21 protein-coding genes and 1 tRNA gene are annotated in these 24,255 nt (G+C 59.8%); 21 read left to right on the forward strand and 1 reads right to left on the reverse strand.

Translation table 11 applies throughout. From position 1 onward, the window contains the following. The first annotated feature begins 1 nt into the window (after position 1). The 21 genes from GBM95_RS01970 to pepT all read left to right on the forward strand — a co-directional run bounded on the left by GBM95_RS01970 (position 2) and on the right by pepT (position 22,456). Positions 2 to 77, forward strand: a tRNA-Gly gene (locus tag GBM95_RS01970). 235 nt (positions 78 to 312) lie between these two features. Continuing rightward, the gene (gene rpmF, locus GBM95_RS01975; protein WP_005430449.1) at positions 313 to 495 is read left to right on the forward strand and encodes a 50S ribosomal protein L32; all 183 of its coding nucleotides are present in this window, start codon (positions 313 to 315) and stop codon (positions 493 to 495) included. A gap of 309 nt (positions 496 to 804) precedes the next feature. After that, entirely contained in the window at positions 805 to 1,803 is a 999-nt protein-coding gene (locus GBM95_RS01980) for a beta-ketoacyl-ACP synthase III (RefSeq protein ID WP_152157541.1), read from the forward strand. A 36-nt stretch (positions 1,804 to 1,839) separates the two neighbouring features. Next, on the forward strand, positions 1,840 to 2,778 hold the full coding sequence (gene fabD / locus GBM95_RS01985; RefSeq protein ID WP_152157542.1) for an ACP S-malonyltransferase: 939 nt from the start codon (positions 1,840 to 1,842) through the stop codon (positions 2,776 to 2,778). Between the two features lie 33 nt (positions 2,779 to 2,811). Continuing rightward, positions 2,812 to 3,579, forward strand: coding sequence for a 3-oxoacyl-ACP reductase FabG (gene fabG, locus GBM95_RS01990; RefSeq protein WP_152157543.1), 768 nt, complete (start codon positions 2,812 to 2,814; stop codon positions 3,577 to 3,579). Positions 3,580 to 3,703: 124 nt separating this feature from the next. After that, positions 3,704 to 3,943, forward strand: a complete 240-nt coding sequence (gene acpP, locus GBM95_RS01995) for an acyl carrier protein (RefSeq protein WP_139687876.1) — start codon at positions 3,704 to 3,706, stop codon at positions 3,941 to 3,943. 209 nt (positions 3,944 to 4,152) lie between these two features. Further along, on the forward strand, positions 4,153 to 5,394 hold the full coding sequence (gene fabF / locus GBM95_RS02000; RefSeq protein WP_152157544.1) for a beta-ketoacyl-ACP synthase II: 1,242 nt from the start codon (positions 4,153 to 4,155) through the stop codon (positions 5,392 to 5,394). Positions 5,395 to 5,652: 258 nt separating this feature from the next. Then, positions 5,653 to 7,446, forward strand: coding sequence for a translation elongation factor 4 (lepA, locus tag GBM95_RS02005; protein ID WP_152157545.1), 1,794 nt, complete (start codon positions 5,653 to 5,655; stop codon positions 7,444 to 7,446). Positions 7,447 to 7,464: 18 nt separating this feature from the next. Continuing rightward, positions 7,465 to 8,355 carry a signal peptidase I gene (gene lepB, locus GBM95_RS02010; protein ID WP_152157546.1) on the forward strand — a complete coding sequence of 297 codons (891 nt, stop codon included), beginning with the start codon at positions 7,465 to 7,467 and terminating at the stop codon, positions 8,353 to 8,355. A gap of 52 nt (positions 8,356 to 8,407) precedes the next feature. Further along, entirely contained in the window at positions 8,408 to 9,088 is a 681-nt protein-coding gene (gene rnc, locus GBM95_RS02015) for a ribonuclease III (protein ID WP_152157547.1), read from the forward strand. Between the two features lie 77 nt (positions 9,089 to 9,165). Then, positions 9,166 to 10,104 (forward strand): GTPase Era, encoded by a 939-nt coding sequence (gene era / locus GBM95_RS02020; protein ID WP_297611175.1) that lies wholly within the window; start codon positions 9,166 to 9,168, stop codon positions 10,102 to 10,104. A 27-nt stretch (positions 10,105 to 10,131) separates the two neighbouring features. Then, positions 10,132 to 11,031, forward strand: coding sequence for a DNA repair protein RecO (gene recO / locus GBM95_RS02025; protein WP_193222537.1), 900 nt, complete (start codon positions 10,132 to 10,134; stop codon positions 11,029 to 11,031). A gap of 141 nt (positions 11,032 to 11,172) precedes the next feature. Beyond that, positions 11,173 to 11,928, forward strand: a complete 756-nt coding sequence (locus tag GBM95_RS02030; RefSeq protein WP_152157550.1) for a pyridoxine 5'-phosphate synthase — start codon at positions 11,173 to 11,175, stop codon at positions 11,926 to 11,928. Between the two features lie 4 nt (positions 11,929 to 11,932). After that, positions 11,933 to 12,973 (forward strand): beta-N-acetylhexosaminidase, encoded by a 1,041-nt coding sequence (nagZ, locus tag GBM95_RS02035; RefSeq protein WP_152157551.1) that lies wholly within the window; start codon positions 11,933 to 11,935, stop codon positions 12,971 to 12,973. A gap of 163 nt (positions 12,974 to 13,136) precedes the next feature. Continuing rightward, positions 13,137 to 13,652 (forward strand): type II toxin-antitoxin system HicB family antitoxin, encoded by a 516-nt coding sequence (locus GBM95_RS02040; RefSeq protein WP_152157552.1) that lies wholly within the window; start codon positions 13,137 to 13,139, stop codon positions 13,650 to 13,652. 154 nt (positions 13,653 to 13,806) lie between these two features. Continuing rightward, the gene (gene pncB / locus GBM95_RS02045; RefSeq protein ID WP_152157553.1) at positions 13,807 to 14,997 is read left to right on the forward strand and encodes a nicotinate phosphoribosyltransferase; all 1,191 of its coding nucleotides are present in this window, start codon (positions 13,807 to 13,809) and stop codon (positions 14,995 to 14,997) included. 236 nt (positions 14,998 to 15,233) lie between these two features. After that, the gene (locus GBM95_RS02050) at positions 15,234 to 16,649 is read left to right on the forward strand and encodes a sodium:proton antiporter (protein WP_152157554.1); all 1,416 of its coding nucleotides are present in this window, start codon (positions 15,234 to 15,236) and stop codon (positions 16,647 to 16,649) included. A 108-nt stretch (positions 16,650 to 16,757) separates the two neighbouring features. After that, positions 16,758 to 18,317 (forward strand): ATP-binding cassette domain-containing protein, encoded by a 1,560-nt coding sequence (locus tag GBM95_RS02055; RefSeq protein WP_152157555.1) that lies wholly within the window; start codon positions 16,758 to 16,760, stop codon positions 18,315 to 18,317. 128 nt (positions 18,318 to 18,445) lie between these two features. Next, complete coding sequence (locus tag GBM95_RS02060) at positions 18,446 to 19,387, forward strand: ABC transporter substrate-binding protein (RefSeq protein WP_152157556.1); 942 nt, start codon at positions 18,446 to 18,448, stop codon at positions 19,385 to 19,387. A 483-nt stretch (positions 19,388 to 19,870) separates the two neighbouring features. After that, positions 19,871 to 21,022 (forward strand): porin, encoded by a 1,152-nt coding sequence (locus tag GBM95_RS02065; RefSeq protein WP_152157557.1) that lies wholly within the window; start codon positions 19,871 to 19,873, stop codon positions 21,020 to 21,022. Between the two features lie 192 nt (positions 21,023 to 21,214). Further along, positions 21,215 to 22,456, forward strand: coding sequence for a peptidase T (pepT, locus tag GBM95_RS02070; RefSeq protein ID WP_152157558.1), 1,242 nt, complete (start codon positions 21,215 to 21,217; stop codon positions 22,454 to 22,456). A 218-nt stretch (positions 22,457 to 22,674) separates the two neighbouring features. Here pepT and guaA read toward each other — a convergent pair whose 3' ends face one another. Beyond that, positions 22,675 to 24,246 carry a glutamine-hydrolyzing GMP synthase gene (guaA, locus tag GBM95_RS02075; RefSeq protein ID WP_152157559.1) on the reverse strand — a complete coding sequence of 524 codons (1,572 nt, stop codon included), beginning with the start codon at positions 24,244 to 24,246 and terminating at the stop codon, positions 22,675 to 22,677. Between the last annotated feature and the right edge of the window lie 9 nt (positions 24,247 to 24,255).

Here is a 24,255-nt window from a genome sequence, read left to right on the forward strand (position 1 = left end):
TGCGGGAGTAGCTCAGTTGGTAGAGCGCAACCTTGCCAAGGTTGAGGTCGCGAGTTCGAGACTCGTCTCCCGCTCCAGATTTTTAGAGAAGGGGAAGTCGATAGGCTTCCCCTTTTTTCCTGTAAGGCTTCGGAATAAAAATATCTGATCTCCGGCTGAGATTTTTCTGGAGATTTGATAAAATCCGCCGCTTGCTGCATGTACCCGGAAGGGAACCTGCAGTGCAATCATGGAATTCCGTGTTCTGGAACGAGTGCCTGGTCACGGAAGCAAATTTTTTCGACACTCGCTTAAACCTACGTGGGGTTAGCCATGGCTGTTCAGCAGAATAAGAAATCGGTCGCCCGTCGCGGCAATCGCCGTGCTCATGACTTCTTGAAGAATCCTCCGACGGCTGTCGAAGCGACGACCGGCGAAGTCCATCGTCGTCATCACATCAGCCCGACCGGCTTCTATCGCGGCAAGAAGGTCATCGCGACGAAGCAGGACGAATAATCCTGGCTGAGGCTGAGCCCTGAACGTTCAGATTCAATAGAAGCCTCGCGCGAAGATGCCGCGCGCACCCCACGGTGATTGTGCTCGACGCAAGAGGCTTGGAAGCTGACGCGTGATTCGAAGGCCAAGAATTACGAGGGCGCAGAAAAGCGAAAAAAGAGGGATCCCTGACGGGGTCCCTTTTTTTATGGCCGGATGACGGAAATACCAAGTAGACGCTACGCCGTGAGGGCGATGAGAACGCCGTTCCCGCAGAAATCTGTACGTGTAATATCTATTGATTCAGATAATTACCGGTACGGCCGCCACATGAGCATGTATTCACGCATTGCCGCAACGGGCTCTGCGCTTCCGAAGACTCGGATCTCCAATGCCGAGCTAGCGACCCGCCTCGCATCGATCGGGGTGGAAACCAATGACGAATGGATTCGCACGCGTACGGGCATTGAAGCCCGGCGCTTCGCAGATCCTGCACTCGGTGAAACAACCACAGAATTAGCTGCCGCAGCTGCGAAGGAGGCGATGGAGCGCGCTCATTTCGAGCCGGATTCCATCGATCTCATCGTGGTTGCGACCACGACGCCCGACATGGTCTTCCCGTCGACGGCCGCGCACGTTCAGTCGATGCTCGGCTGCACCGGGTGCGCGGCGTTTGACGTTCAGGCCGTGTGTGCGGGCTTTATTTACGCCCTCAACGCAGCGGACGCGATGCTCCGCGCCGGTCCTTATCGCCGCGCGCTGGTTGTCGGCGCCGAAACCATGTCCCGCGTGATCGATTTCAACGATCGATCCACGTGCGTTCTTTTCGGCGACGGTGCGGGTGCGGTTGCCCTCGAGGCGAGCGACGCGCCGGGGATTCTCGCTGCCCGCATGTATGCCGACGGGCGCTACGATGAAAAGGTGCTCGGACTTACCGCCTGCCTGAGCAACGGCCGGATTGCCGGCTCGCCCTACATCAATATGGACGGCAGGCAGGTATTCAAGCTCGCTGTCGACGGCCTCACGGGATCGGCAGAAGAGGTGGCGCGTCTTGCCGGCGTCTCTCCCTCGGAAGTGAAGCTTTTTGTTCCCCATCAGGCAAATCTGCGCATCATGACGATGGTCGCGAAGAAGCTCGGAATCCCTGATGAGGCGATGGTGAGGACCGTGAGCGAGCACGGCAATACCTCCGCCGCAAGCGTTCCTCTGGCGCTCGACGCTGCCGTGAAGGAAAACCGCGTGAAGGACGGCGACCTTGTGCTTCTGCAGGCGGTAGGCGCCGGCATGGCCTGGGGATCGGCAATTCTCAAGTGGCGTGCAAACGTCTGATAGTCTCTTTTTCATTCTTTACTAGGAGCCTGGACTATGCGTCTAGCTTTTGTCTTCCCCGGCCAGGGCAGCCAGTCTGTCGGCATGCTGAACGGCTTTTCCGGCAACGAGGTTGTTGAGGACTACGTGCGGCGCGCGGATGCGGCGCTCGGTTTCCCGATCTCAAAGCTGATTGCGGAAGGACCTGCTGAAGAGCTCGGCCTTACCGTCAACACGCAGCCCGCGCTGCTCACGGCAAGCGTCGCGTTTTATGAAGCCTGGCTCGCTGCCGGCGGCATGAAGCCCGAAGTGATGGCCGGCCACTCGCTCGGCGAATATTCCGCACTGACTGCTTCCGGCGTTTTCGGCTTCGAAGAAGCTGTGAAGCTCGTGCGCTTCCGTGCCGAAGCGATGCAGAGCGCCGTTCCCGTTGGCGTCGGCGGCATGTGCGCCGTGATCGGCCTCTCCGACGCGGATGTGCTTGAATGCTGCGCGGAAGCTTCTAAAACGGGGCCGGTGGAAGCCGTCAACTTCAATTCTCCCGGCCAGGTTGTCATCGCGGGCGAAAAGAAAGCCCTCGCGAAGGCGATTGAACTCGTCAAGGCTAAAGGCTGCCGCCGCGCTATTGAACTTGCCGTTTCGGGTCCCTTCCATTCGAGCATGCTGAAGCCCGCGGGCGAAAAGCTTGCCGCCCGGCTTGCGGAAGTCGAGCTGTCCGTGCCGGAAATTCCCGTTATCGCCAATGTGGACGTTAAGACGCATGCCGATCCGGCTGAAATCCGCACGGTGCTCGCCGAGCAGGTTTCCTCGCCAGTGCAGTGGGTGAAGACCATCCAGAAGATGGCGGCCGACGGCGTCACGGACATCGTCGAATGCGGTCCGGGGAAGGTCCTCCAGGGCCTCATCCGCCGCATTGCGCCTGAAATCCGCATCTACGGCATTTCGGATGCGGCGACGCTGGCCGCCGCGCTCGAGAAGCTGAAGGCCGCGCAGTAAGCCCCGAATTCAAAGGAAATAAGGATCTTAAAAATGGAAAAGATGATTTTTGCTGCCGACGCGCTTGCCGGCCAGGTGGCCCTTGTGACGGGCGCTTCCCGCGGCATCGGCGCTGCGGTCATGGAAGCCTTCATGAAGGCGGGCGCCTACGTCGTCGGTACGGCGACCTCTGAAGCGGGCGCGCAGAAGATTACCGAGCGCGCAGAGGCGCTCGGCGGCTCCGGCAAGGGCATCGTGCTTAATGTCTGCGATGCGGCGGCTTCCCAGAAGGCTGTGACCGACCTCGTGAAGGAAAAGGGCAGAATCGACATTCTCGTCAACAATGCCGGCATCACGAAGGACGACCTTGTTCTTCGCATGAAGGACGACGCCTGGGAAGACGTGATTGAAACGGATCTCACGGCAGCCTTCCGGCTCGCCCGCGCCTGCGTTCGTCCGATGATGAAGCAGCGCTCCGGCCGCATCATCTCCATGGGTTCCGTTGTGGGCGCCATGGGCAATGCCGGTCAGGTGAACTATGCCGCCGCCAAGGCGGGCCTCATGGGCATGACGAAGGCGCTTGCGCGCGAAATCGGTTCGCGCGGCGTGACGGTCAACTGCGTCGCCCCCGGCTTCATCGATACCGACATGACGAAGGATCTTCCTGAGGATCATCGCGAAGCGCTCCTCAAGCAGATCGCCCTCGGTCGCCTCGGTCAAACGGATGACATCGCCAATGCCTGCCTCTACCTCGCATCGCCTGCGGGCGCCTATCTGACGGGCGTTACGCTCCATGTGAACGGCGGCATGTTTATGGGCTGATTTTCAAAAGCACCTCAGAAAGGCTTTTGCTAAAATCACCGGATAAACTTTTTTCAACCCTGCCTGCTCCATAAGCACGGGGTTTTCCCAAAGTGAAATCAACCCCTACGGAGTGAAATTAAAAATGGACGAAATCGAACAGAAGGTCAAGAAGATCATCGCCGAACAGCTTGGCATCAAGGAAGAGGACATCAAGAACGAATCCTCCTTCATCGAAGACCTCGGCGCCGACAGCCTGACCACCGTTGAAATGTCCCTCGCTCTCGAGGACGCTTTCGGCATTGAAATCCCTGACACCGAGCAGGAAAACCTCCGCACGGTTCAGCAGGCTGTTGACTTCGTCAAGGCTGCCGTCAACAAGTAATCGGCATTCTCTCTAGAGAGAGCCGGCCTGTGCGCTTCTGCAAAGAGGAATTTCGGACTTCGGAGTCATCCTCATAGGAAGGCCAGGCATCAGCGGGACTCGGTAACGGGTCCCGCTTTGTTTGCGGGGACAGGGATATCCCGAGTTTCTGCTAATCCATCCGTCGGAGCTTCTGGATGCTCAGGGCGGGAAGCAAGGAGTTTTTGGAAATGATGAATCGCCGCGTAGTCGTGACCGGCCTCGGCATGGTCTCCCCCCTTGGCGCGGATCTCGCGACAAGCTGGAAGAATGCGCTTGAAGGCAAGAGCGGCATCGGCCGCATCACCGCCTTTGATCCTTCAGAATTCGGCTGCCAGATTGCAGGCGAAGTGAAGGATTTTGACGCCGCGAAGTATCTCGGCGTCAAGGAAGTCCGCCGCTTCGACCGCTTCGTGCATTTCGGCGTTGCCGCCGGCCTGATGGCGCTTGAGGACTCCGGCCTCGAGATCACCGAGGAAAACGCTCCGATGACGGGCGTTGCGATCGGTGCGGGCATCGGCGGTCTTCCCTCCATCTGCGCCAACAACGACGCGATGGTGAGCCGCGGTCCCCGCCGCATTTCTCCCTTTATGATCCCGGGCTGCATCATCAACATGGTTTCGGGTCAGCTCGCCATCATGAAGGGCCTGAAGGGCCCCAACATTGCGCACGTCACGGCCTGCTCGACGGGTCTTCACGCCATCGGCGAGGCGATGTACATCATTGCCCGCGGCGATGCGGACGTGATGATTGCGGGCGGCGCTGAAGCGACGGTCTGCAAGCTGGGCATCGGCGGCTTCGACGCCATGCACGCGCTTTCGCGCCGCAACGACGAGCCTGAGAAGGCTTCCCGTCCGTTCGACGTCGACCGCGACGGCTTCGTGATGGGCGAGGGTTCGGGCGTTCTCGTTCTCGAGGAGCTTGAGCACGCCAAGGCACGCGGCGCGAAGATTTATGCCGAAGTCGTGGGCTACGGCCTCTCGGGCGACGCGCATCACATCACGACGCCTGCCACCGACGGTCCGGTCCGCTGCATGCGCATGGCGCTTCGCCATGCCGGCATGAACCCCGACGACATCGACTACCTCAATGCGCACGGCACCTCCACGTCCGTGGGCGACGCCAACGAAGTGAAGGCGATCCGCGAGGTCTTCGGCGAACACGCGAAGAAGCTTGTCGTCAACTCCACCAAGTCGATGACGGGTCACCTTCTCGGCGGCGCGGGCGGCATCGAGTCCGTCTTTTCCGTCATGGCCGTTGCCGAACAGGTTTCGCCCCCGACCATCAACCTCGACAAGGTTGATCCGGAGTGCGAGGGGATCGACTTCTGCGCCAACCAGGCAAGAAAGATGACGATCCGCGCGGCGATGAAGAATTCCTTCGGCTTCGGCGGCACGAATTCGACGGTGATCTACAAGCGCTACGAAGCCTGATTGCCGCGTTGAAAACGCGCTGATTTCGGAAAGGACGTCTTCTCATTACGGGGAGGCGTCCTTTTTCTCTTGCGGGCGAGAGAAGGGTGCCGCATCTGCTGTAAAATCCCGGATTCCGGGGATTTTTGCCGCCTTGACTTAATTTGGAAAGCGCGGATTCCGAGCGCCCTGCAGACGGCCGCTCGATCTGATTATTCCTGATCGCTCGCCAACCGCCGAGCAATGATCTCGCCCCGACTGAACACCATTTCCCTGACGATGCAGAACATTCGCAACTTTTCGATCATCGCCCATATCGACCATGGCAAGTCAACGCTTGCCGACCGCTTGATTCAGCGCTGCGGCGGCCTCTCCGACCGTGAAATGAGCGAGCAGGTGCTCGACAGCATGGATCTCGAGAAGGAGCGCGGCATTACGATCAAGGCCCAGACGGCTGCGCTTCGCTACAAGGCGAAGGACGGAAAGGTCTATGAGCTCAACCTCATCGACACGCCGGGGCATGTTGACTTTTCCTATGAAGTGAGCCGCTCGCTCTCCGCCTGCGAAGGCGCGCTTCTCGTCGTCGATGCGACGCAGGGCGTTGAGGCGCAGACGGTTGCCAACTGCTACACCGCGATCGATCTCGGCGTTTCCGTGATTCCGGTCCTCAACAAGATGGACCTTGCGAGCGCGGATCCGATTGCCGCTGCCGAGGAAATTGAGGACGTGATCGGCATCGATGCGACGGATGCGATTCCCTGTTCTGCGAAGACGGGTCTCGGCGTCGACGAGATTCTCGAGCGCGTCGTGCGCGACGTTCCCGCGCCCAAGGGCGATCCTGAGTCGCCGCTCCAGGCCCTCATCATCGACTCCTGGTTCGACAACTACGTGGGCGTCGTGATGCTCGTGCGCGTGGTGAACGGCACGATCCGTCCGAAGGACAAGATTCAGCTGATGGCGACGGGCGCCACGCACCTCGTTGAACAGGTGGGCGTCTTCACGCCGAAGAGCAAGCTTCGCGATGCGCTCTCCGCGGGTGAAGTGGGCTTTGTTATTGCCGGCATTAAGGAACTGAAGCACGCCCGCGTGGGCGACACGGTGACGCTCGCCCAGAAGCCCGCCGAGAAGCCCCTTCCGGGCTTCAAGGCCGTGAAGCCTCAGGTCTTCGCGGGCCTCTTCCCGGTTGAGTCGAACCAGTACGATGCGCTTCGCGACGCGCTCACGAAGCTCCAGTTGAACGACGCGGCGCTGCGCTTTGAGCCCGAGAGCTCTCAGGCTCTCGGCTTCGGCTTCCGCGCGGGGTTCCTCGGGCTCCTTCACATGGACATCGTCCAGGAGCGTCTCGAGCGCGAATACAACATGGACCTCATCACGACGGCGCCTTCCGTCGTCTATGAGGTGCTCCTCACCGACGGCGAAGTGATTCAGGTTGAAAACCCCTCGAAGCTTCCTCCCGTCGACAAGATCGAGGAAATCCGCGAACCCATCGATTCGGTCACGATCTTCGTGCCCAACGAATTCGTGGGCGCCGTGATGAAGCTCTGCCAGGAAAAGCGCGGCATTCAGACAAATCTCGCCTATCACGGCCGTCAGGTGCATCTCACCTATGATCTCCCGCTCGCTGAAATTGTTCTTGACTTTTTCGACCGCATGAAGTCCTTGACGCGCGGCTATGCTTCCATGGACTATGAGTTCAAGGAGTACCGTGCGGCTGACGTCGTTCGAGTCGACATCCTCATCAACGGCGACAAGGTGGACCCGCTCTCCGCGATCATGCACCGCTCCAATGCGGTTCCCCGCGGGCGCGAGCTCGTGCAGCGCCTGAGAACGCTCATTCCCCGCCAGATGTATGAAGTCTCCATTCAGGCGGCAATCGGCGCCAACATCATCGCCCGCGAGAATGTGAAGGCGCTCAGAAAGAACGTTCTTGCGAAGTGCTACGGCGGCGACATCACCCGCAAGCGCAAGCTCCTTGAAAAGCAGAAGGCCGGCAAGAAGCGCATGAAGCAGGTGGGCAGCGTGGAGATTCCGCAGGAAGCCTTCCTTGCGATCCTCCAGACGGAAGAAAAGTAATTTTTTAAGAAGACTCAGATGAATTTTGCTCTGATCCTATTTCTCCTCTCGATCTTCACGGGCATTTTCTGGATTCTCGAGCGCGTGAAGTTTTATCCCGCCCGGGTGAGGAAGGCCGAGGCGCTCGCGAGCGAGTTCGAGGCTGCCAATCGCGAGGCGCTGCGCCGCGGCGAAGCTTCGGTTGCCGAGGAATACCGTGCGATCCGCGCCAGGGCGATTCGTCAGCCCTGGTGGCTCGAATACACCGCCGGGCTCTTCCCGGTGATTCTGGTGGTCTTCCTTCTGAGGAGCTTCCTCTTCGAGCCCTTCCGCATTCCTTCCGGGTCGATGCTGCCGACGCTCCACATCGGCGACTTCATCCTCGTCAACAAGTTCGACTACGGCATTCGTCTTCCGGTGTCGAACATGAAGGTGATCGACCTCGGCGCGCCGAAGCGCGGCGATGTCGTCGTCTTCCGCTATCCGATGGATGAGAACGTCGACTTCATCAAGCGCGTTGTGGGCGTCCCGGGCGACCGCGTGGAATACCGCGACAAGGTCGTCTACATCAACGGCGTCGAGCAGAAGCAGAGCGATCCGCGCGACTTCGTCGACGAATCCACAATGGTGACCCTTGACGAACGCGACGAGGATCTCGCGGGCGTCTCGCACCTCATGGCGCTCGACCACCGTCGTCCGAGCTGGGTTCCCATGCATGCCGTCATGAGAAAGGAAGAGACCTGCGACTACAACAATCGCGGCTTCGTCTGCACCGTTCCCGACGGGAAGTACTTCGTCATGGGCGACAACCGCGACAACAGCGAGGACAGCCGCTACTGGGGCTTCGTGCCTGACGAAAATCTGGTCGGCCGGGCTGTATTCATCTGGGCCAATTTCGGAGACATGACCCGCATCGGCAGCTTCCGCTGACCGAAATGGTTCCGAATGTGACCCCCAGGTATTAATAGAAGACTAAAAAGACATGCTTCCGCTTACAGAGCTCGAAGAACGCATCGGATATGAATTCACCGATAAAAAGCTCCTGAGGCGTGCGGTCACCCACCGCAGCTTCGCTCAGGAGCATAACGAGCGTCTGGAATTCTTGGGCGACTCGGTTCTCAACTGCGTCATCGGCTACGCGCTGTTTCTGCGCGACAAGCACTTCAACGAGGGCGAACTGTCGCGCGTGCGCGCAAACCTCGTCTGCGAGGGAACGCTCTTTGAGATTGCGACCCGAATCGATATTTCCTCATTTCTCTTCATGGGCGAAGGCGAAATCAAGACGGGAGGCGCTCACCGCCCGTCCATTCTCGCCGACGCCATGGAGGCGATTTTCGGTGCGGTTTTCCGCGAGGCGGGCTTTGAGACCGCTCAGCGCGTGATTCTGCATCTCTACGAGCCGATTCTCACGGCGCTCACGCCGGAGAAAATGAGCAAGGATCCGAAGACGCGCCTGCAGGAACTCCTTCAGGGCGAGCATCTTCCGCGTCCTGAATACGCGATCGTCAATACGACGGGCGCGGCGCATGAGCGTTCCTTTGAATGCGAGTGCCGCATCCATTCCCTCAACATCATTACGACCGGAAAGGCCGCAAGCCGCCGCGCTGCCGAACAGGCAGCCGCCGAGACGGCCCTTCAACTGGTGAAGGAGCGCTCGAAATGACTGAAGAGAACATGAACCCGCAGGAGCTCCCCGAAAAGGAGGAGCCCGCGGAATCGTCCGAGAGCGACTTTGAGGCGATGCTTGCCCGTGCGGGCGCGCTCAATTCCGTGAAGGTCCCCGAAGGCTTCCGCTGCGGCTACGTCGCGGTGGTGGGGCGCCCGAATGTCGGAAAGTCGACCCTCATCAACGCGCTTGTGGGCGAAAAGGTTTCGATCACCTCGAAGAAGCCCCAGACCACGCGCAACCGAGTGCTGGGCGTCCTCACGACCGAGATGGCGCAGTTCATCTTCGTCGACACGCCGGGCTTTCAGACGAAAGTAAAGACTCAGCTTACGCGCCGCATGAACCGCTCCGTCCGCTCGACCCTAGGCGAGGTGGACGCGATCGTGCTCCTTATCGAGTCCTCCGGCTGGCGGCCTGCGGACCTCGAGGTGCTTTCGCTCATCCCGAAGGACGCTTCGAACGTCATCCTCGCCATCAGCAAGACTGATCTTGCGAAGGACAGAAACGCGATGCTTCCCCTCATGGCCGATTCCATGAGGCGCTTCCCCTTTGCGTCCATCGTTCCGGTTTCGGCGGAGAAGCACCGTCAGCTCGACGACCTCCTGAAGGAGATCGAGAAGCTTCTTCCGGAAAGCATTCCGTACTTTGATCCCGAGCTCTACACGGACAAGTCGCCGCGCTTCATGGCGGCCGAAACGATTCGCGAGAAGGCCTTCAGGCTTCTGGGCGACGAGCTTCCCTACGGAACGGCGGTCACGATCGACCGCTGGAAGGAAACCGAGGAAAACGGCGAACGCCACGCGGACATCGTCGCCACGCTCATTGTTGACCGCGAGAGCCACAAGCCGATCGTGATCGGCGAAAAGGGCGCGAAGCTCCGTGAAATTTCGCGTCTTGCGCGAGCGGATATCGCCGAACAGCTCGGCTGCCCCGTGCACCTCGAAGTCTGGGTGCGCGTGCGCCGCGGGTGGTCCGACGACGTGAAGGCGCTGAAGACGCTCGGCTACGACTGATCTACTTCCATCACAAGCGGATCTTTCGTGACGGAACGTTCAGGAGCAGATAACCCGACGCCGGAGAAGAAGCTTCCCGAAGAGGCTTCTTCCCCGGCGCCTGCGCTCCGCGCAAAGCGCCGGGACGATGAGGAAAGCATCGCGCACCTCATCGGGAACGAGCGCGCAGCGCTCGAGATCCTTTCTGAAATTGAAGCCGAAAGCGATCGCCCGTCGGGAAGAAAGACCGGACGACCCGCCGGGCAGCCCGCCTTCATTCTGCACACCTACCCCTGGAGCGAATCGAGCCTTGTGCTCGACGCCTTTACCGCGCGCTTCGGGCGGCTCCTCCTCATTGCAAGGGGCGCGAAGCGCCCGGGCTCCACGCTTAAAGGGATGCTGATGCCCTTTGTTCCGCTGAAGCTTTCCTGGACGGGACGCAAGGAAGCGAAGATCCTTACGCGGGCGGACTGGCTCGGCATTCTTCCGCCCCTGAGAGGAGAAGCGCTCCTTTCCGGGTTTTACGTGAACGAACTTCTCATGCGGCTCACTGAGCGAGAGGACGTCCATCCCGGGCTCTTTCCGGCCTACGTGCGCGTGCTTGAAGCGTTGACGCTCCCCGATCCTGCTGCTCAGCAGCGGGGCTTGAGGCGCTTTGAGGCGGAGCTCCTTCGCATCTGCGGCTGGCAGGTGCTCATTTCCGAGGGCGAGGATGCGCCGAGGTTTGCGCTCCGCTCAACTGGTGACCTTGCCGGCGTTTCCGGAACGATCGGGAATGAAATCCGCACGTGGGAGAGACGTGATGTGCTCGACGTCCTCGCAGGACGACTCGAACGCCCGGAAGCGCTCCGTGCCGCGCGGGAAATCTACCGCGAGGCGATTGAGCTGAGGCTTGACGGCCGGCCGCTCAGGACGCGGCGCGTGCTCGCGGAACTGAAGCGCCTCTGACGGTTTTTCTCTCCGTCATTCCGGGAAACAGACGGATACTTCCGTGTCTTTGGGCGCGTGTTATGCTCGAAGGTTCTATCTCAGCCGAAAAGCTTTCTTCAGAAGGCATCCGGCTTCAAATTGCTCTGGAGTTTCGCGTTTATGGTCCGCACTCAGCTTTCCGTCAATCTGAATAAAGTCGCGCTTATCCGCAATTCCCGCGAAGGCAACTGGCCCGATCCGGTCTTTTTCGGCCGCATCGCGCTCGAGGCGGGAGCTGCGGGACTCACGGTGCATCCGCGTCCCGATGAGCGCCACATCCGCGTGAGCGACCTGAAGCCCCTGAGCGACCTCGTGAAGGAATATCCGGGCCGGGAATTCAATATCGAAGGGAACCCTTTCGAAAATCTGATGCCGATCCTGCGCGACATCCGCCCGCATCAGGCGACCTTCGTGCCCGATGCCGTGGGCCAGAAAACCTCAGACCACGGCTTTGACTTTTCTGATCCGGAAGTGCGCGCCAGGCTCGTTCCCGTGATCGAGGAAGCGAAGTCATACGGCTGCCGCGTGAGCCTCTTCATGGATCCGGAGCCCGAATACACGCGTTTTGCCAAGGAAGTCGGGGCCGACCGCATTGAGCTCTATACCGAAGCCTATGCGGACGCCTGGAATACGCCGATTGCGGACGCGATCGTCACGCCCTATGCCGACTGCGCGAAGTTGGCCGATGAAGTGGGGCTCGGCGTCAATGCCGGCCATGATCTGTCGCTCGAAAATCTTGAGCCGCTCCTTAAGGCCTGCGGCAATGTGCTCGAAGTCTCGATCGGACACGCCTTTACGGCTGAGGCGCTCCAGTTCGGTTTTGCCGAGACCGTGCGCCGCTACAACGAACTCCTCGACAAAATCGCCGCGGAGTAAGCGAATGCTCACGCTTGAAAAGCTCGAACGCGCTCGATCGCTCGGCCCCGTCGTGGTCGATATTGAAGGCACGACGCTCAGCGCTCATGAAATCAAGCGCCTTCAGCATCCGCTCACGGGCGCGGTAATTCTCTTCACGCGGAACTATTCCACGCCCGAGGAGCTCACTGCGCTCACGGGCGCCATTCATGCGGTCCGCCCCGGCATTCTGATCACGGTCGATCATGAAGGCGGGCGCGTGCAGCGCTTTCGCGAAGGCTTTACCGAGATTCCGCCCATGGGGGACTTCCTGCGGCTCGGTTCCCGTGCGCCGGGGCTTCTCGCTCAGGCGGGATTCATTCTCGCCTCTGAACTTCGCGCCGTGGGGGTCGACTTCAGCTTCACGCCCGTACTCGATATCGATTACGGACGCTCGAAGGTGATCGGAAACCGCTCGCTTGGCCGAACGCCCGAAGAGGTTGAACGCAATGCGCGCGGCCTCATTTCAGGGCTCCGTTCGGGCGGCATGGGTTCATGCGGGAAGCACTTTCCGGGACACGGCTGGGCGGAAGCCGACAGCCACGTGGCGCTCCCCGCGGACGAACGTCCGAGGGAAAAAGTGCTTTCGGACCTTGATGTTTATCGGGGACTCGCCTCAGAACTCTCCTCTCTCATGACGGCGCACGTCGCCTATGAGGGATTTGACGGCGAAACGGCCACCTTCTCGCCGACGCTTTTGAAGGAAATTCTGCGCGACGAGATCGGCTTCACGGGCCTCGTCTTCTCGGACGACCTTTCCATGAAGGGGGCAGGCAGCTCTGAATCCGTGGCGGACCGGGCCCGTCGGGCGCTTTCGGCAGGCTGCGACATGGTGCTTCACTGCAATCATCCCGATGAGGTCGATGAGATTCTTCGCGATCTCGACTGGGAGCGGCCTGAGCGATTCTCTGAGCGCCTGGCCGGACTTCTCCCTGACTCCGGGACGCCTCTCGGGCTTGAGGCCCTGAGAAGCACGGAGCGCTGGAAGGAAGCCCTGAGGCAGCTTCGGGCGGCAGGTCTCCTCTGACGCGTCATGCGAGATCGGGCCCGGGAAGCAGATTTCCGGGCCTGATTGTTTTTTCTGAGCCGTTTTCTGACGCAAGGTCCTTCAGAATTTTCCCCGTATTCAACGGGCACGCTTCTAAGGGGAAGGCGTGCTTTTCGGACACTGAAAGAGAAGAGCAGCAAGAATGAAGAAGTTTCTTGTCCTTATTGAAATGGCGTCGGAAAATGGTCTCTGGCGCGGGTTTGCGCCGGATTTCGAGAAGCTTGAGGCGGAGGCTGCAACGCCGGAAGAGCTTCTCAGCAAACTTCGGGAGGCGCTTGGGGAGAGGCTTGAGCGCCTCCGTGAAGCGGGAGAGGCTGAACCCGAGCCGATGCCACTCGAATGCGTGCCCATGCCGGAGAGCTTTCACGACTGGCGTCTTGCCCGCGTTGAGCCGGAGGGGGACGCCGAACTGGTTTATCCCTGCGACCTGTTGCGGGTCCTCGGGAACGGCGCTTATATTCTCACCTGCAACACGCCGTCCCTTTCCTTCATGGGCGAAGACCTTGAGGATGTGAAGCGCGCCATGAGTGCGGGAATCAGAGAGGTGCTCGAGATGAGGATGAATGAAGGAAAGTCGCTTTCAACGCTCCTTCCATTTCCGGAAGCGATCGGGATGCGCTCGGCCGATGTCGTCCTGATTCCGGTCGCCGTCCCCTGAGAAATGCCGGGAGGCCCGTGCGCCTCCCGAAAAGTGCTCTTTTTTCTCCGGGCCTCATCTTTTTCTCTTGAAAAAGATCTGGGTTTTTCTGTATGCCGGCGGGCAGAAGCTAAACTGTCAGGATCAGATACAGACAGCCCACGGAGGCTAAGGCATGATTATCGAGTCGCTCCTCGACACGGATCTCTACAAGTTCACGATGCAGCAGTGCGTGCTGCATCAGTTTCCGGCTGCGGAAGTGCAGTACCGATTCAAGTGCCGCACGCCGGGAGTGGACCTCGCGCCCTTCGTGGATGAGATCAATGCGGAGATCGACTATCTCTGCGGGCTCTACTTCACCGAAGACGAGCTCTCGTATCTCGGAAGCCTCCGGTTCATGAAGCCCGACTTCATTGAATTCCTGAGTCTCTTTCACCTGAAGAGAAAATATATTGAGGTGAAGGCTGACCCGACGCGTCCCGGCGGAATCGACATTCACGTCCGCGGGCCGTGGCTTCATACCATTCTCTTTGAGATCCCGGTGCTCGCCATCGTGAACGAGGTCTACTTCCGCAGAACCTTCCCCGGGCTCTCTGAAGCGGAGGGCTGGAGAAGGCTCAATGAGAAGATTCATCTGCTTTTGAATGAACCCGACGCCGAGGGGCTTCGCATTTCAGACTACGGCACGCGCCGGCGCTTTTCGCGCGCCTGGCAGAGAAAGGTGGTCGAGGCGTTGAAGGACCGGCTTGGAAGCAGGCTCTCGGGCACGTCGAACGTGCTCTTTGCGAAGGAGCTCGGCCTCACGCCTCTCGGCACCATGGCGCATGAATACCTTCAGGCCTGCCAGGCGCTGGGGCCGAGGCTTCGCGACAGCCAGGTCTTCGGGTTCGAGCAGTGGGCGAAGGAATACCGAGGCGACCTCGGGATTGCGCTCTCGGACGTGTACGGCATGAAGCCCTTCCTCGAGGACTTCGACATGTACTTCTGCAAGCTCTTTGACGGCGCCCGCCATGATTCGGGCGATCCCTTCGTCTGGGGCGAGCGAATGATCGAGCACTGGGCGGCCAACAAATGCGACCCGAGAACGAAGTGCCTCATCTTTTCCGACGGCCTCACGGTGCCGCGCATTCTTGAACTCTGGCGGCGCTTCAACGGCCGCGTGGGCTTAGGGTTCGGCATCGGCACCAATCTCATGAACGACCGCGGCCCGCAGGCCCTGAACGTGGTCATCAAGATGATCGAATGCAACGGCCAGCCCGTCGCCAAGATTTCCGATTCGCCCGAAAAAGGCATGTGCGAGGACGAAAGCTATCTCAAATATCTCCGGCAGGTTTTCCGGCTCGACGAACTCCAACAAAAGAGATAGTCCCAAAGCATTAGAGGGGTGGTTTTCAACCATATAAACCGGGCGAAGGGAAGCCTTGCGCCCGGTTTTCGGTGTAAGGTTAAGCGCGGTATATGCTGCAATCGTGAGGCTCATCTCGCGCTTTACATATTTCGGCAATGCCCTTCGACTGGCCTTCTTTTCCTGACGCCCATCCATGGCGCTGTTTTTTCCCGAAGGCCGGCCACAAAAACAAAACATAAAGCTGGGAGTTCCTTGTGACGTCTCTCTTCCCCGCCCGTGCGCTCGCAGCGCTCGCCTTTCTTTCCGCCGCCCTGCCGGCGAGCGCCGCTTCCCTTGACGGCAGCGCTCTCGGGCTCGGCTGGGCCATTCCGTTTGCAGGCATTCTGCTTTCGATTGCGCTCATGCCGCTTTTCCTGCCGCATTTCTGGCACGCGAATTTCGGCAAGGTCGCTCTCTTCTGGGCGCTCTGCTGCGCAGTGCCGCTCTGCCTTCTGATCGACTTTTCGACGGGCATCAATTCCATCATCCACGTGCTCCTCGCGGACTACGTGCCCTTCATCATCTTCGTGGGGTCGCTCTTCATTGTGGCGGGCGGCATTCACGTGAAGGGATCCTTCGTCGGCCGTCCGATCGTCAACACGTGCTTCCTCGCGCTCGGCGCGGTGCTCGCGAACTTCATGGGCACGACGGGCGCCGCGATGCTCCTCATTCGTCCGCTCATTCATGCCAATGAAGGCAGAAAGCGCTCGATCAGCACCTTCATCTTCTTCATCTTCCTCGTCGCCAATGTGGGCGGCGCGCTGACGCCCTTGGGCGACCCGCCGCTTTTCCTCGGCTTCCTGAAGGGCGTTTCCTTCTTCTGGACGACCGAGCACATCATTCTCCCGTGGCTTCTCTGCTGCGCGATTCTTCTTGCCATCCATCACGTGATCGACACGATCATGTACAGGAAGGACGTGGCCGACGGCTTCAAGCCTAAGGATCCGTCTACGAAGTTTGCGCTCGAGGGCCTCGTCAACATTCCGCTTCTCGCCTGCATCATCGGTGCGGTTCTGATGTCGGGCTTCTGGAAGTCGGGCGTTGAGATCACGGTTCTCGGCGTTCACTTCGCGCTCGAATCCCTCTGCCGCGACGGCCTCTTCATCGTGATTGCTGCGCTCTCGCTCGTTCTTACCTCGAAGGCGACGCGCGAAGCCAACCACTTCTCGTGGGATCCGATCCTCGAGGTCGGGAAGCTCTTCTTCGGCATCTTCTGCTGCATCGTGCCGGTGCTCGAGATGCTCCGTGCGGGCCATGAAGGCGCCTTTGCGTCCCTCGTTGCCCTCGTCACGAACGCCGACGGGACCTTCAACAACACGGTCTTCTTCTGGCTCACGGGCATGCTCTCGGCGTTCCTCGACAATGCGCCCACGTATCTCGCCTTCTTCAACCTTGCGGGCGGTGATCCGACGGTGCTCATGAACGAGGATGCGCATACGCTGATGGCCATCTCCATGGGTTCGGTCTTCATGGGTGCGGTCACCTACATCGGCAATGCCCCCAACTTCATGACGGTGGCGATCTGCAACGAACGCGGCATCAAGATGCCGTCCTTCTTCGGCTATATGGCCTGGTCGGTGCTGATTCTCTTCCCCACCTTCTTCATCATGGACATGATCTTCCTCGCCTGATGAGTGGAGCTGAGGAATATTTAAGCCCAGAATAGTGAACGGGCGCCGGAAGTCAGCTGCCGGCGCCCGTTCACGCATTTTCTCCCGTTTTTCTTTTTCCCTTCGCTGATGACCAAGAAGCTTCTCCCGTTTGCGCTTCCCGTCCTGCTTCTGCTCTTCTGGTGGGGAATTACCGAAACCGGAAGCGTTCCGGCGCTTCTGCTCCCCGGGCCGGCGGCCGTGGCGGAGCGCTTCATGACGCTCCTCGCTTCAGGGGAGCTCCTTCACCACGCGGCAACCTCCATGCTGCGGGTCTTTTCGGGCTTTCTGATTTCGGCTTCGATTGCGCTCGCGCTCGCGCTTCTGGTTTCGCGGTCCGAGCGGCTCTTCGACTTTCTTTCGCTCACGCTCGAGGCGCTGAGGGTCATTCCGCCGCTCTCCCTCGTTCCGCTCCTCATTCTCTGGCTCGGGATCGATGAGGCGCCGAAGCTCGCCATCGTTGTTCTTGCGAGCTTCTTTCCGATTTATCTCTCGGCTCTGACGGCGCTTTCGAAAGCGAGGAACGACTACCGCGATCTCGCCCGGATCTTCGGGCTTTCGGAAAAGGATGCGGCGCGCCACATTCTCATTCCGGGCGCTTCGCCCGGGATCATCACGGGCCTGAGGCTCGGCTTCGGCTACGCCTGGCGGGCGCTCGTCGGATCGGAACTCATTGCCGCCGCATCAGGCCTCGGCTACCTGATTGAGGATGCCTCGGCGCTCGCCCGAACCGACGTCGTGATGGTGGGCATCCTGACGATTGCCGTTCTCGGCATCATTTGCGACAAGCTTTTCCGGATTGCGGCAGAACGTGCCGCGCCCTGGACGTCCGCACGCAAGGCTGCGGCGTCTGATGATGAAAAGACGCCCGGAGGACAGCAGCCGACCCGGACGGCTGATGCGGGCAGGGAGCCCCCTGAAGCGCTTCCCGGCATCGAAATCAGGGATCTCACGGTCAGCTACCCGGGACTCGCGAAGCCCCCCGTTTCAAACCTCACGCTCTCCCTTCCGGGAGGAAAAGTGACGGCGGTTCTCGGACGTTCCGGCTGCGGAAAAACGACCCTCATCAAGGCGATTTCAAAGCTCATTGAAAAGAAGAGCGGATCGATCCGCTTTACGGGCGGAAAAGAAGCCCCGAGGCTCTCGATGGTTTTTCAGGAGCCTCTGCTCCTTCCCTGGAAGACCGTGAGGGAGAATGTTGCGCTCTCGCTCATCCCTGAATGCGGGGAGAGTGCTCTCCATGATCCCAGGGTCTCGGAAGCACTCGCTCTTGTCGGGCTCTCGAGTCGGGCGGAAAGCTTTCCCGGAGAACTCTCGGGCGGCCAGCAACAGCGCGTGGGGTTCGCACGCGCCCTGGCGGCGGACCCGGAAGTGCTTCTGATGGATGAACCTTTCGGCGCGCTTGATGCGCTCACGCGCGAGGAGCTTCAGGACGAATCGATCGAAGTCTTCTCCCGGCGCCGCATGACGGTTCTCATGATTACGCATGATGTGCGCGAAGCCGTCCGGATGGCCGACTCTGCCGTGATTCTTGAATCCGACCGGGCGCCTGAAGTTTTCGCGATCGACCTCCCGCGTCCGAGGAGACTTTCCTCTCCGGGCGTTGCAAAGCTTGAAGAAGAAATCCTTTCGATCCTGATGCGCCGGTAGCGCGGGACGAATCTAGAATTGAGGACAATTCTCATTGAGAAGCGGCTGCGCGGAAAAGCGGCTCCAGTTCCGTATTGGCGCCGCTTTTTCGTGCGCTCTTCAGAAATTTTTTTGGCTTCAAGCACAAAATGAAATTCAAGTCCTTTATTGCCGCGCTCGCCATTACGCTCAGCACGGCGCTTTCCGCCGCCACGATGCCCGAGAGCATCTCCATTACCTACGTGAAGTCGCCCTTCAACCTTCAGAACATCGTGATGAAGGAGCGCGGCATGCTCGAGGATGCCTTCAAGGCTGACGGCGTCTCGATCAAGTGGCGCGTCATCAATTCGGGCGCCGTCCAGGGCCAGGCGATGGCTTCGGGCGACCTCGACTTCTCCGCCGTGATGAATACGGCGAGCGTTCTGATGGCTGCCGGCGCCGGCAACCCGATCGCCATTGCCTCGGGCGTCGCTCACCCGCAGAAGATCTTCGCCCTTATCGGCAAGCCCGGCACGAATTATTCCGTGAAGGATCTGAAGGGAAAAAAGGTCGCCGGCCCCAAGGGCACGGTGCTCCATCAGCTCCTCGTTGCCGCGCTTCTGAAGGAAGGCATGAAGATCTCTGATGTCGACTTCGTCAACATGGATCCGGGCAAGGCCATGACTGCCGTGGTCTCCGGTCAGGTTGATGCGGGTCTCGTCGCCGCGGGCCTCATCATCAAGGCCAATGCCGCGGGCGCGAAGACGATTGCCACCTGCGAGGGCTACGTTTCTCCGAACCTCGTCATGACGGTTCGCCGCGCATTTGCTCAACAGTATCCGGAAGCTTATGAGAAGGTCGTGGCCACGAACCGCGCCGCGCTTGCCTGGATCAAAGCCCATAAGGCTGAGGCCCTTGCCATGGGCGCCAAGGAGCAGGGAATCAGCATGGCTGATGCCGAGAAGCTCTACGACTGGTCGGGCTTCTACGACGTCCTCACCGAAGCCGATGTGAAGAGCCTTGAAACCGATCAGGCCTTCCTCCTTGAAAACGGCATGATGGAAAAGAAGGTTGACGTTCGTACGCTGATTCTTCCGGGCGCAATGAAGTAATCCCGACTTTCCGTCTGAACACCAAAAAAGGACGCCGCTAGGCGTCCTTTTTTGTTGGTGTGAGAAAAATGCACAGCAGCCATCCCGAAAACGTCCTGAGGCGTCGTCATCAAAGGTAAATTCATATCGCATTGAATCTGCTGAAGAATTGATCAATCCCGACTGCGTGCGGCAGAAATGGGCAGTTTCGTCGTCAAAGTACGTCTGGTTTTCACGTATAGCAAAGTACCTAGAAACCGAAATACATTCGGCATCTGACGTCTGAATACAGGGGACCGGCAGCAATGCCGGGGATGGCGTCAGACGCTTTTTGCGCGATGAATGGCGAAGAAAGCAGTCAATTTCAAAATACATCCCCTGACTTCTTGACCACCACTAAATGGAGTTGTCTTGAAGCGCCTCCCGGGGAATGCAGGGTGGATTTCAGATCCGGCGCTTTTCCTTCGAGGCCCGGCATCTCCGTGAAATCCAGGAAACAAAACGATGAAACAGCTCAACATCGCTCTCGCCGCTGCGGTTGCCGCCCTCACTTTCGGCATGGCTTCTCAGGCTTCCGCCGCTGATGTTCAGATCTACGGCCGCATTGACGCGGGCCTCGTCTATGAACACACGGATCCGGGCGTCGGCGACGCAACCGACAAATTCACGCTCGACTCCGGCGTCGGCACGGCGAGCCGCTTCGGCCTTCGCGGCAGCGAAGACCTCGGGAACGGCTACCAGGTGAAGTTCGTGCTCGAAAACGGCTACAAGACCGATACGGGCGCCCTGAGCACGGCCAATACGATTTTCGACCGCGAAGCCACCCTGCAGCTCGTCGGCCCCTTCGGCACGATCTCTGCCGGCCGCTCCGCGATCCTCGGCACTGACGGCGGGAGCTTCAATCTCCTGGGCGGCATCAACCCCTTCGGCACGGGCATGGGCAGCATCGGCAATCAGGGCATCGTCTTTGCGAAGATCGATCCCTCCCGCCGCGACAACATCCTCACGTACCGCAGCCCCAATATGGCGGGCTTCCAGGTGACGGCCGCCTACGCGATGGGTACGAACGACTATGAAAACAAGGCCGGTACCGACCGCTACATGGGCATCGGCGCAACCTACACCGTGGGCGCCCTCAGCACGGTTCTCCTTTATGAAGGCATGAACGAAGGCACGCTTTCGAACCTGGAGACCGGCGACCATAAGGCAAAGAATCCGGAAGACATGTGGCGCGTCACCCTGGGCGGCAACTACAACTTCGGCTTCATGACCGTCTATGCGGCTGCTCACTGCTTCGGCAATGCCAATGCGCTCAGCACGCAGGGCTGGAACAGCGATGCGATGAAGACCACTTTCGGCATTACGGCCGCATACGATGAACTCGAAGGCTACAGCGGCATCGTGGGCTTTGACGCTCCGCTCGCGGGCGGCAAGGTTCTCGCCTCCGTCGGCGCCCTCAAGGCGGAAACCGATGAGTTCGACGAAAAGGTGAAGGCCACGGCCTGGTTCGCCGGCCTGGGCTATCAGTACAACCTTTCGAAGAGCACGCGCGTCTATACGGGCATCGGCTACACGGAAGGCGAATACAAGTACGACGGCAAGAAGGTGAAGCCTGATTCGCTCAGCACCGTTGCCGGCCTTTCCTACTACTTCTAAAGCCTGATAGAACCCTCAGCGCTTCTCTCTGACAGAACCGGCGCTTCGAACTGATCTCCGGAGCGCCGGGATTTTTTGTGACTTTCCCTGACGGTTCGAGTTTTCGGAAGCGCTCGGGCGCCGGTCCTGAAGTACTTGTCTCTCAGGAAAGATGAATTCTCAAACAGCATTCAAAGGCAAAAGAAAATCATCATGACGGACACGGTTCAATCGCGATTCCTTCGCTACGTGAGCTTCGATACGCAGTCTGCACGTGAGAGCAGCACGGCTCCTTCCACGACGAAGCAGCTGAAGCTCGCCGAAGCTCTGGTTGAGGAATTGAAGTCCTTCGGTCTCGAAAATGCCCGTGTGGGCAATGGCGGCGTCGTCTACGCCGAAATTCCCGCGTCGAAGGGGTGCGAGGCCTGTCCCTCGATCGGCTTCATCGCGCATATGGATACGTCGCCTGACGCTTCGGGCGAAAACGTAAAGCCGCAGATCCTGCGCTATGAGGGCGGAGACGTCGTTCTCAATGCGCAAAAGAACATCGTCTTCAGGGCGGCCGACTTCCCTGAGATCACGAAGTACGCGGGCGAAGACATCATCTTCACGGACGGAACGACGCTTCTCGGCGCCGACGACAAGGTGGGCGTCGCCGCCATCATGACGATGGCCGCTGAAATTGCGGCGCACCCGGAAATTCCGCATGCACGCCTTGCGATCGGCTTCACGCCTGACGAGGAAGTGGCGCGCGGCACGGAAAACTTCGACATCGGGCACTTCGGCGCCAAGTATGCCTATACGTTTGACGGCGGCGAAGTGGGGACGCTTGAGAGCGAAAACTTCAACGGCGGCACGGCCATGGTGACGATCGAGGGCGTGGGCGTTCATCCGGGGCTGGCGAAGGACAAGATGGTGAATTCGCTGCGCTACGCGGCGAAATTCATGGAAATGCTCCCCGCAGAGATGAGCCCGGAATGCACGGCCGGCCATGAAGGGTTTCTCCACCCCAATATGATGCAGGGGAACGTCGTTGCGACGAAGATCAGGATTCTCATCCGCGACCACGATACGGCGCTCTATGAAGCCAAGAAGACGCTTCTCGCCGGTCTCGTCGAAAAGATGAATGCGCTCTATCCGCAGGCGAAGGCGAAGCTTGAAATCAAGGACAGCTACCAGAACATGCGTCCCTACCTCGATCGGGCGCCCAAGGTTCTTGAAATCGCACGCGAAGCCTATCGTGCGGCAGGGCTTGACCCGATCGAGGAGCCGATTCGCGGGGGCACCGACGGCGCGCGTCTTTCCGTTCGCGGTCTTCCCTGCCCGAACGTCTTTACGGGCGGAATGAACTTCCACGGGATCTACGAATGCATTCCCGTGAAGTCGCTCGAGAAGGCGGCGGAAGTTGCGATGAAGCTCGCTCAGCTCTCGGGCAGCATCAGGTCGCTTGACTGAAACCTGAAGAATCGCAGAGCCTGATCGGCGCTTTCCCTGCTTCGCGCGGGGAAGGCGCCGATTTTTTGAGCGCTGCCCGGAAATTCCGGCGGCAGAGGCGGGAGCACTGAGCAAAAAAGAAAGGCAGTCCGTCTGGATGCGGACTGCCTTCTTTTCGATCTCTCAGCAGCCGAAATGCGGGATCTCAGGCTGCTGAAGACGAGGATTTCCGGGAGAGGTTATTCCCATTCAATCGTGGCAGGGGGTTTGCCGCTCACGTCGTAGACCACGCGGTTGATGCCGCGGACTTCGTTGATGATCCGGTTCGAAACGGTGCCGAGAAGCTCGTAGGGGAGCTCGCTCCACTTGGCCGTCATGAAGTCGGAGGTCTGGACCGAGCGCAGCGACACCACCCATTCGTAGGTGCGGCCGTCGCCCATGACGCCCACGGACTTGACGGGGAGGAAGACGACGAACGCCTGGCTCACCTTGTCGTAGAGGCCGGCCTTGCGGAGTTCCTCGATGAAGATCGCATCGGCTTCGCGCAGAAGATCCGCGTATTCGCGCTTCACTTCGCCCAAGATGCGCACGCCGAGGCCCGGTCCGGGGAAGGGATGACGGTAGACCATTTCAGCGGGGAGACCAAGCTCGATGCCGAGTTCGCGCACTTCGTCCTTGAAGAGGCTGCGAAGCGGCTCAAGAAGCTTCAAGTGAAGCGTCTCGGGAAGGCCGCCCACATTGTGGTGGCTCTTGATCACCTTCGCCTTCTTCGTCTTCGCGCCGGCCGATTCAATCACGTCCGGATAAATCGTGCCCTGGGCGAGCCAGCGGGCATTCTTGATCTTTTCGGCTTCAGCCTGGAAGACGTTCACGAATTCGCGGCCGATGATCTTGCGCTTCTGCTCGGGGTCGGAGACGCCCGCGAGCGCATTCATGAAGCGGTCGACGGCATCGACCACGATGAGCTTGAGGCCCATGTTCTTTTCAAAGGTTTCGCGAACCTGTTCGCGTTCGCCCTTGCGAAGGAGGCCGTTGTCGACGAAGACGCAGGTGAGGCGGCGGCCGATGGCGCGGTGAATGAGGGCCGCAGCGACGGAGCTGTCGACGCCGCCCGAGAGGCCGAGAATCACTTCCTCGTCGCCCACTTCGCGGCGGATGGTTTCAACGGCTTCGGCAACGTAATTGCCCATCACCCAGTCGGGACGGCACTTGCAGATGTCGAGAACGAAGCGGTTGAGGATCTGGCGACCCTGAACGGTATGCGTGACTTCCGGGTGGAACTGCACGGCGTAGAAGCCCCGCTCCTCGTCGCACATGCCGGCGATCGGGCAGGACGGGGTCGAGCACATCACCTTGAAGCCGGGAGGAAGCTCAGTGACCTTGTCGCCGTGCGACATCCAGACCTTCAGCATGCCTTCGCCCGATTCCGTACGGAAGTCCTCAATCCCCTCGAGGAGCTTCGTGTGGTTGCGGGCGCGCACTTCAGCGTAGCCGAATTCGCGCTTCGTGCCGCTTTCGACCTTGCCGCCGAGCTGCTGGGCCATCGTCTGCATGCCGTAGCAGATGCCGAGAACGGGAACGCCCGCTTCAAAGACGGCCTGGCTCGCCTGGTCGTTGCTTTCCTCATAGGCGCTCATGTGCGAGCCCGAGAGGATGATGCCCTTCGGGGCGAACTCGCGGATGAAGTCCGCCGAAACATCGTTCGGGTGAACTTCGCAGTAGACGTGGGCTTCGCGCACGCGGCGGGCGATGAGCTGGGTCACCTGGCTGCCGAAGTCGAGAATCAGAATGCGGTCGTGAGAGGTTTGCATGGGTACGCT

This window comes from Sutterella seckii (assembly GCF_009183815.1).
Taxonomy (GTDB): Bacteria; Pseudomonadota; Gammaproteobacteria; order Burkholderiales; family Burkholderiaceae_F; genus Sutterella; species Sutterella seckii.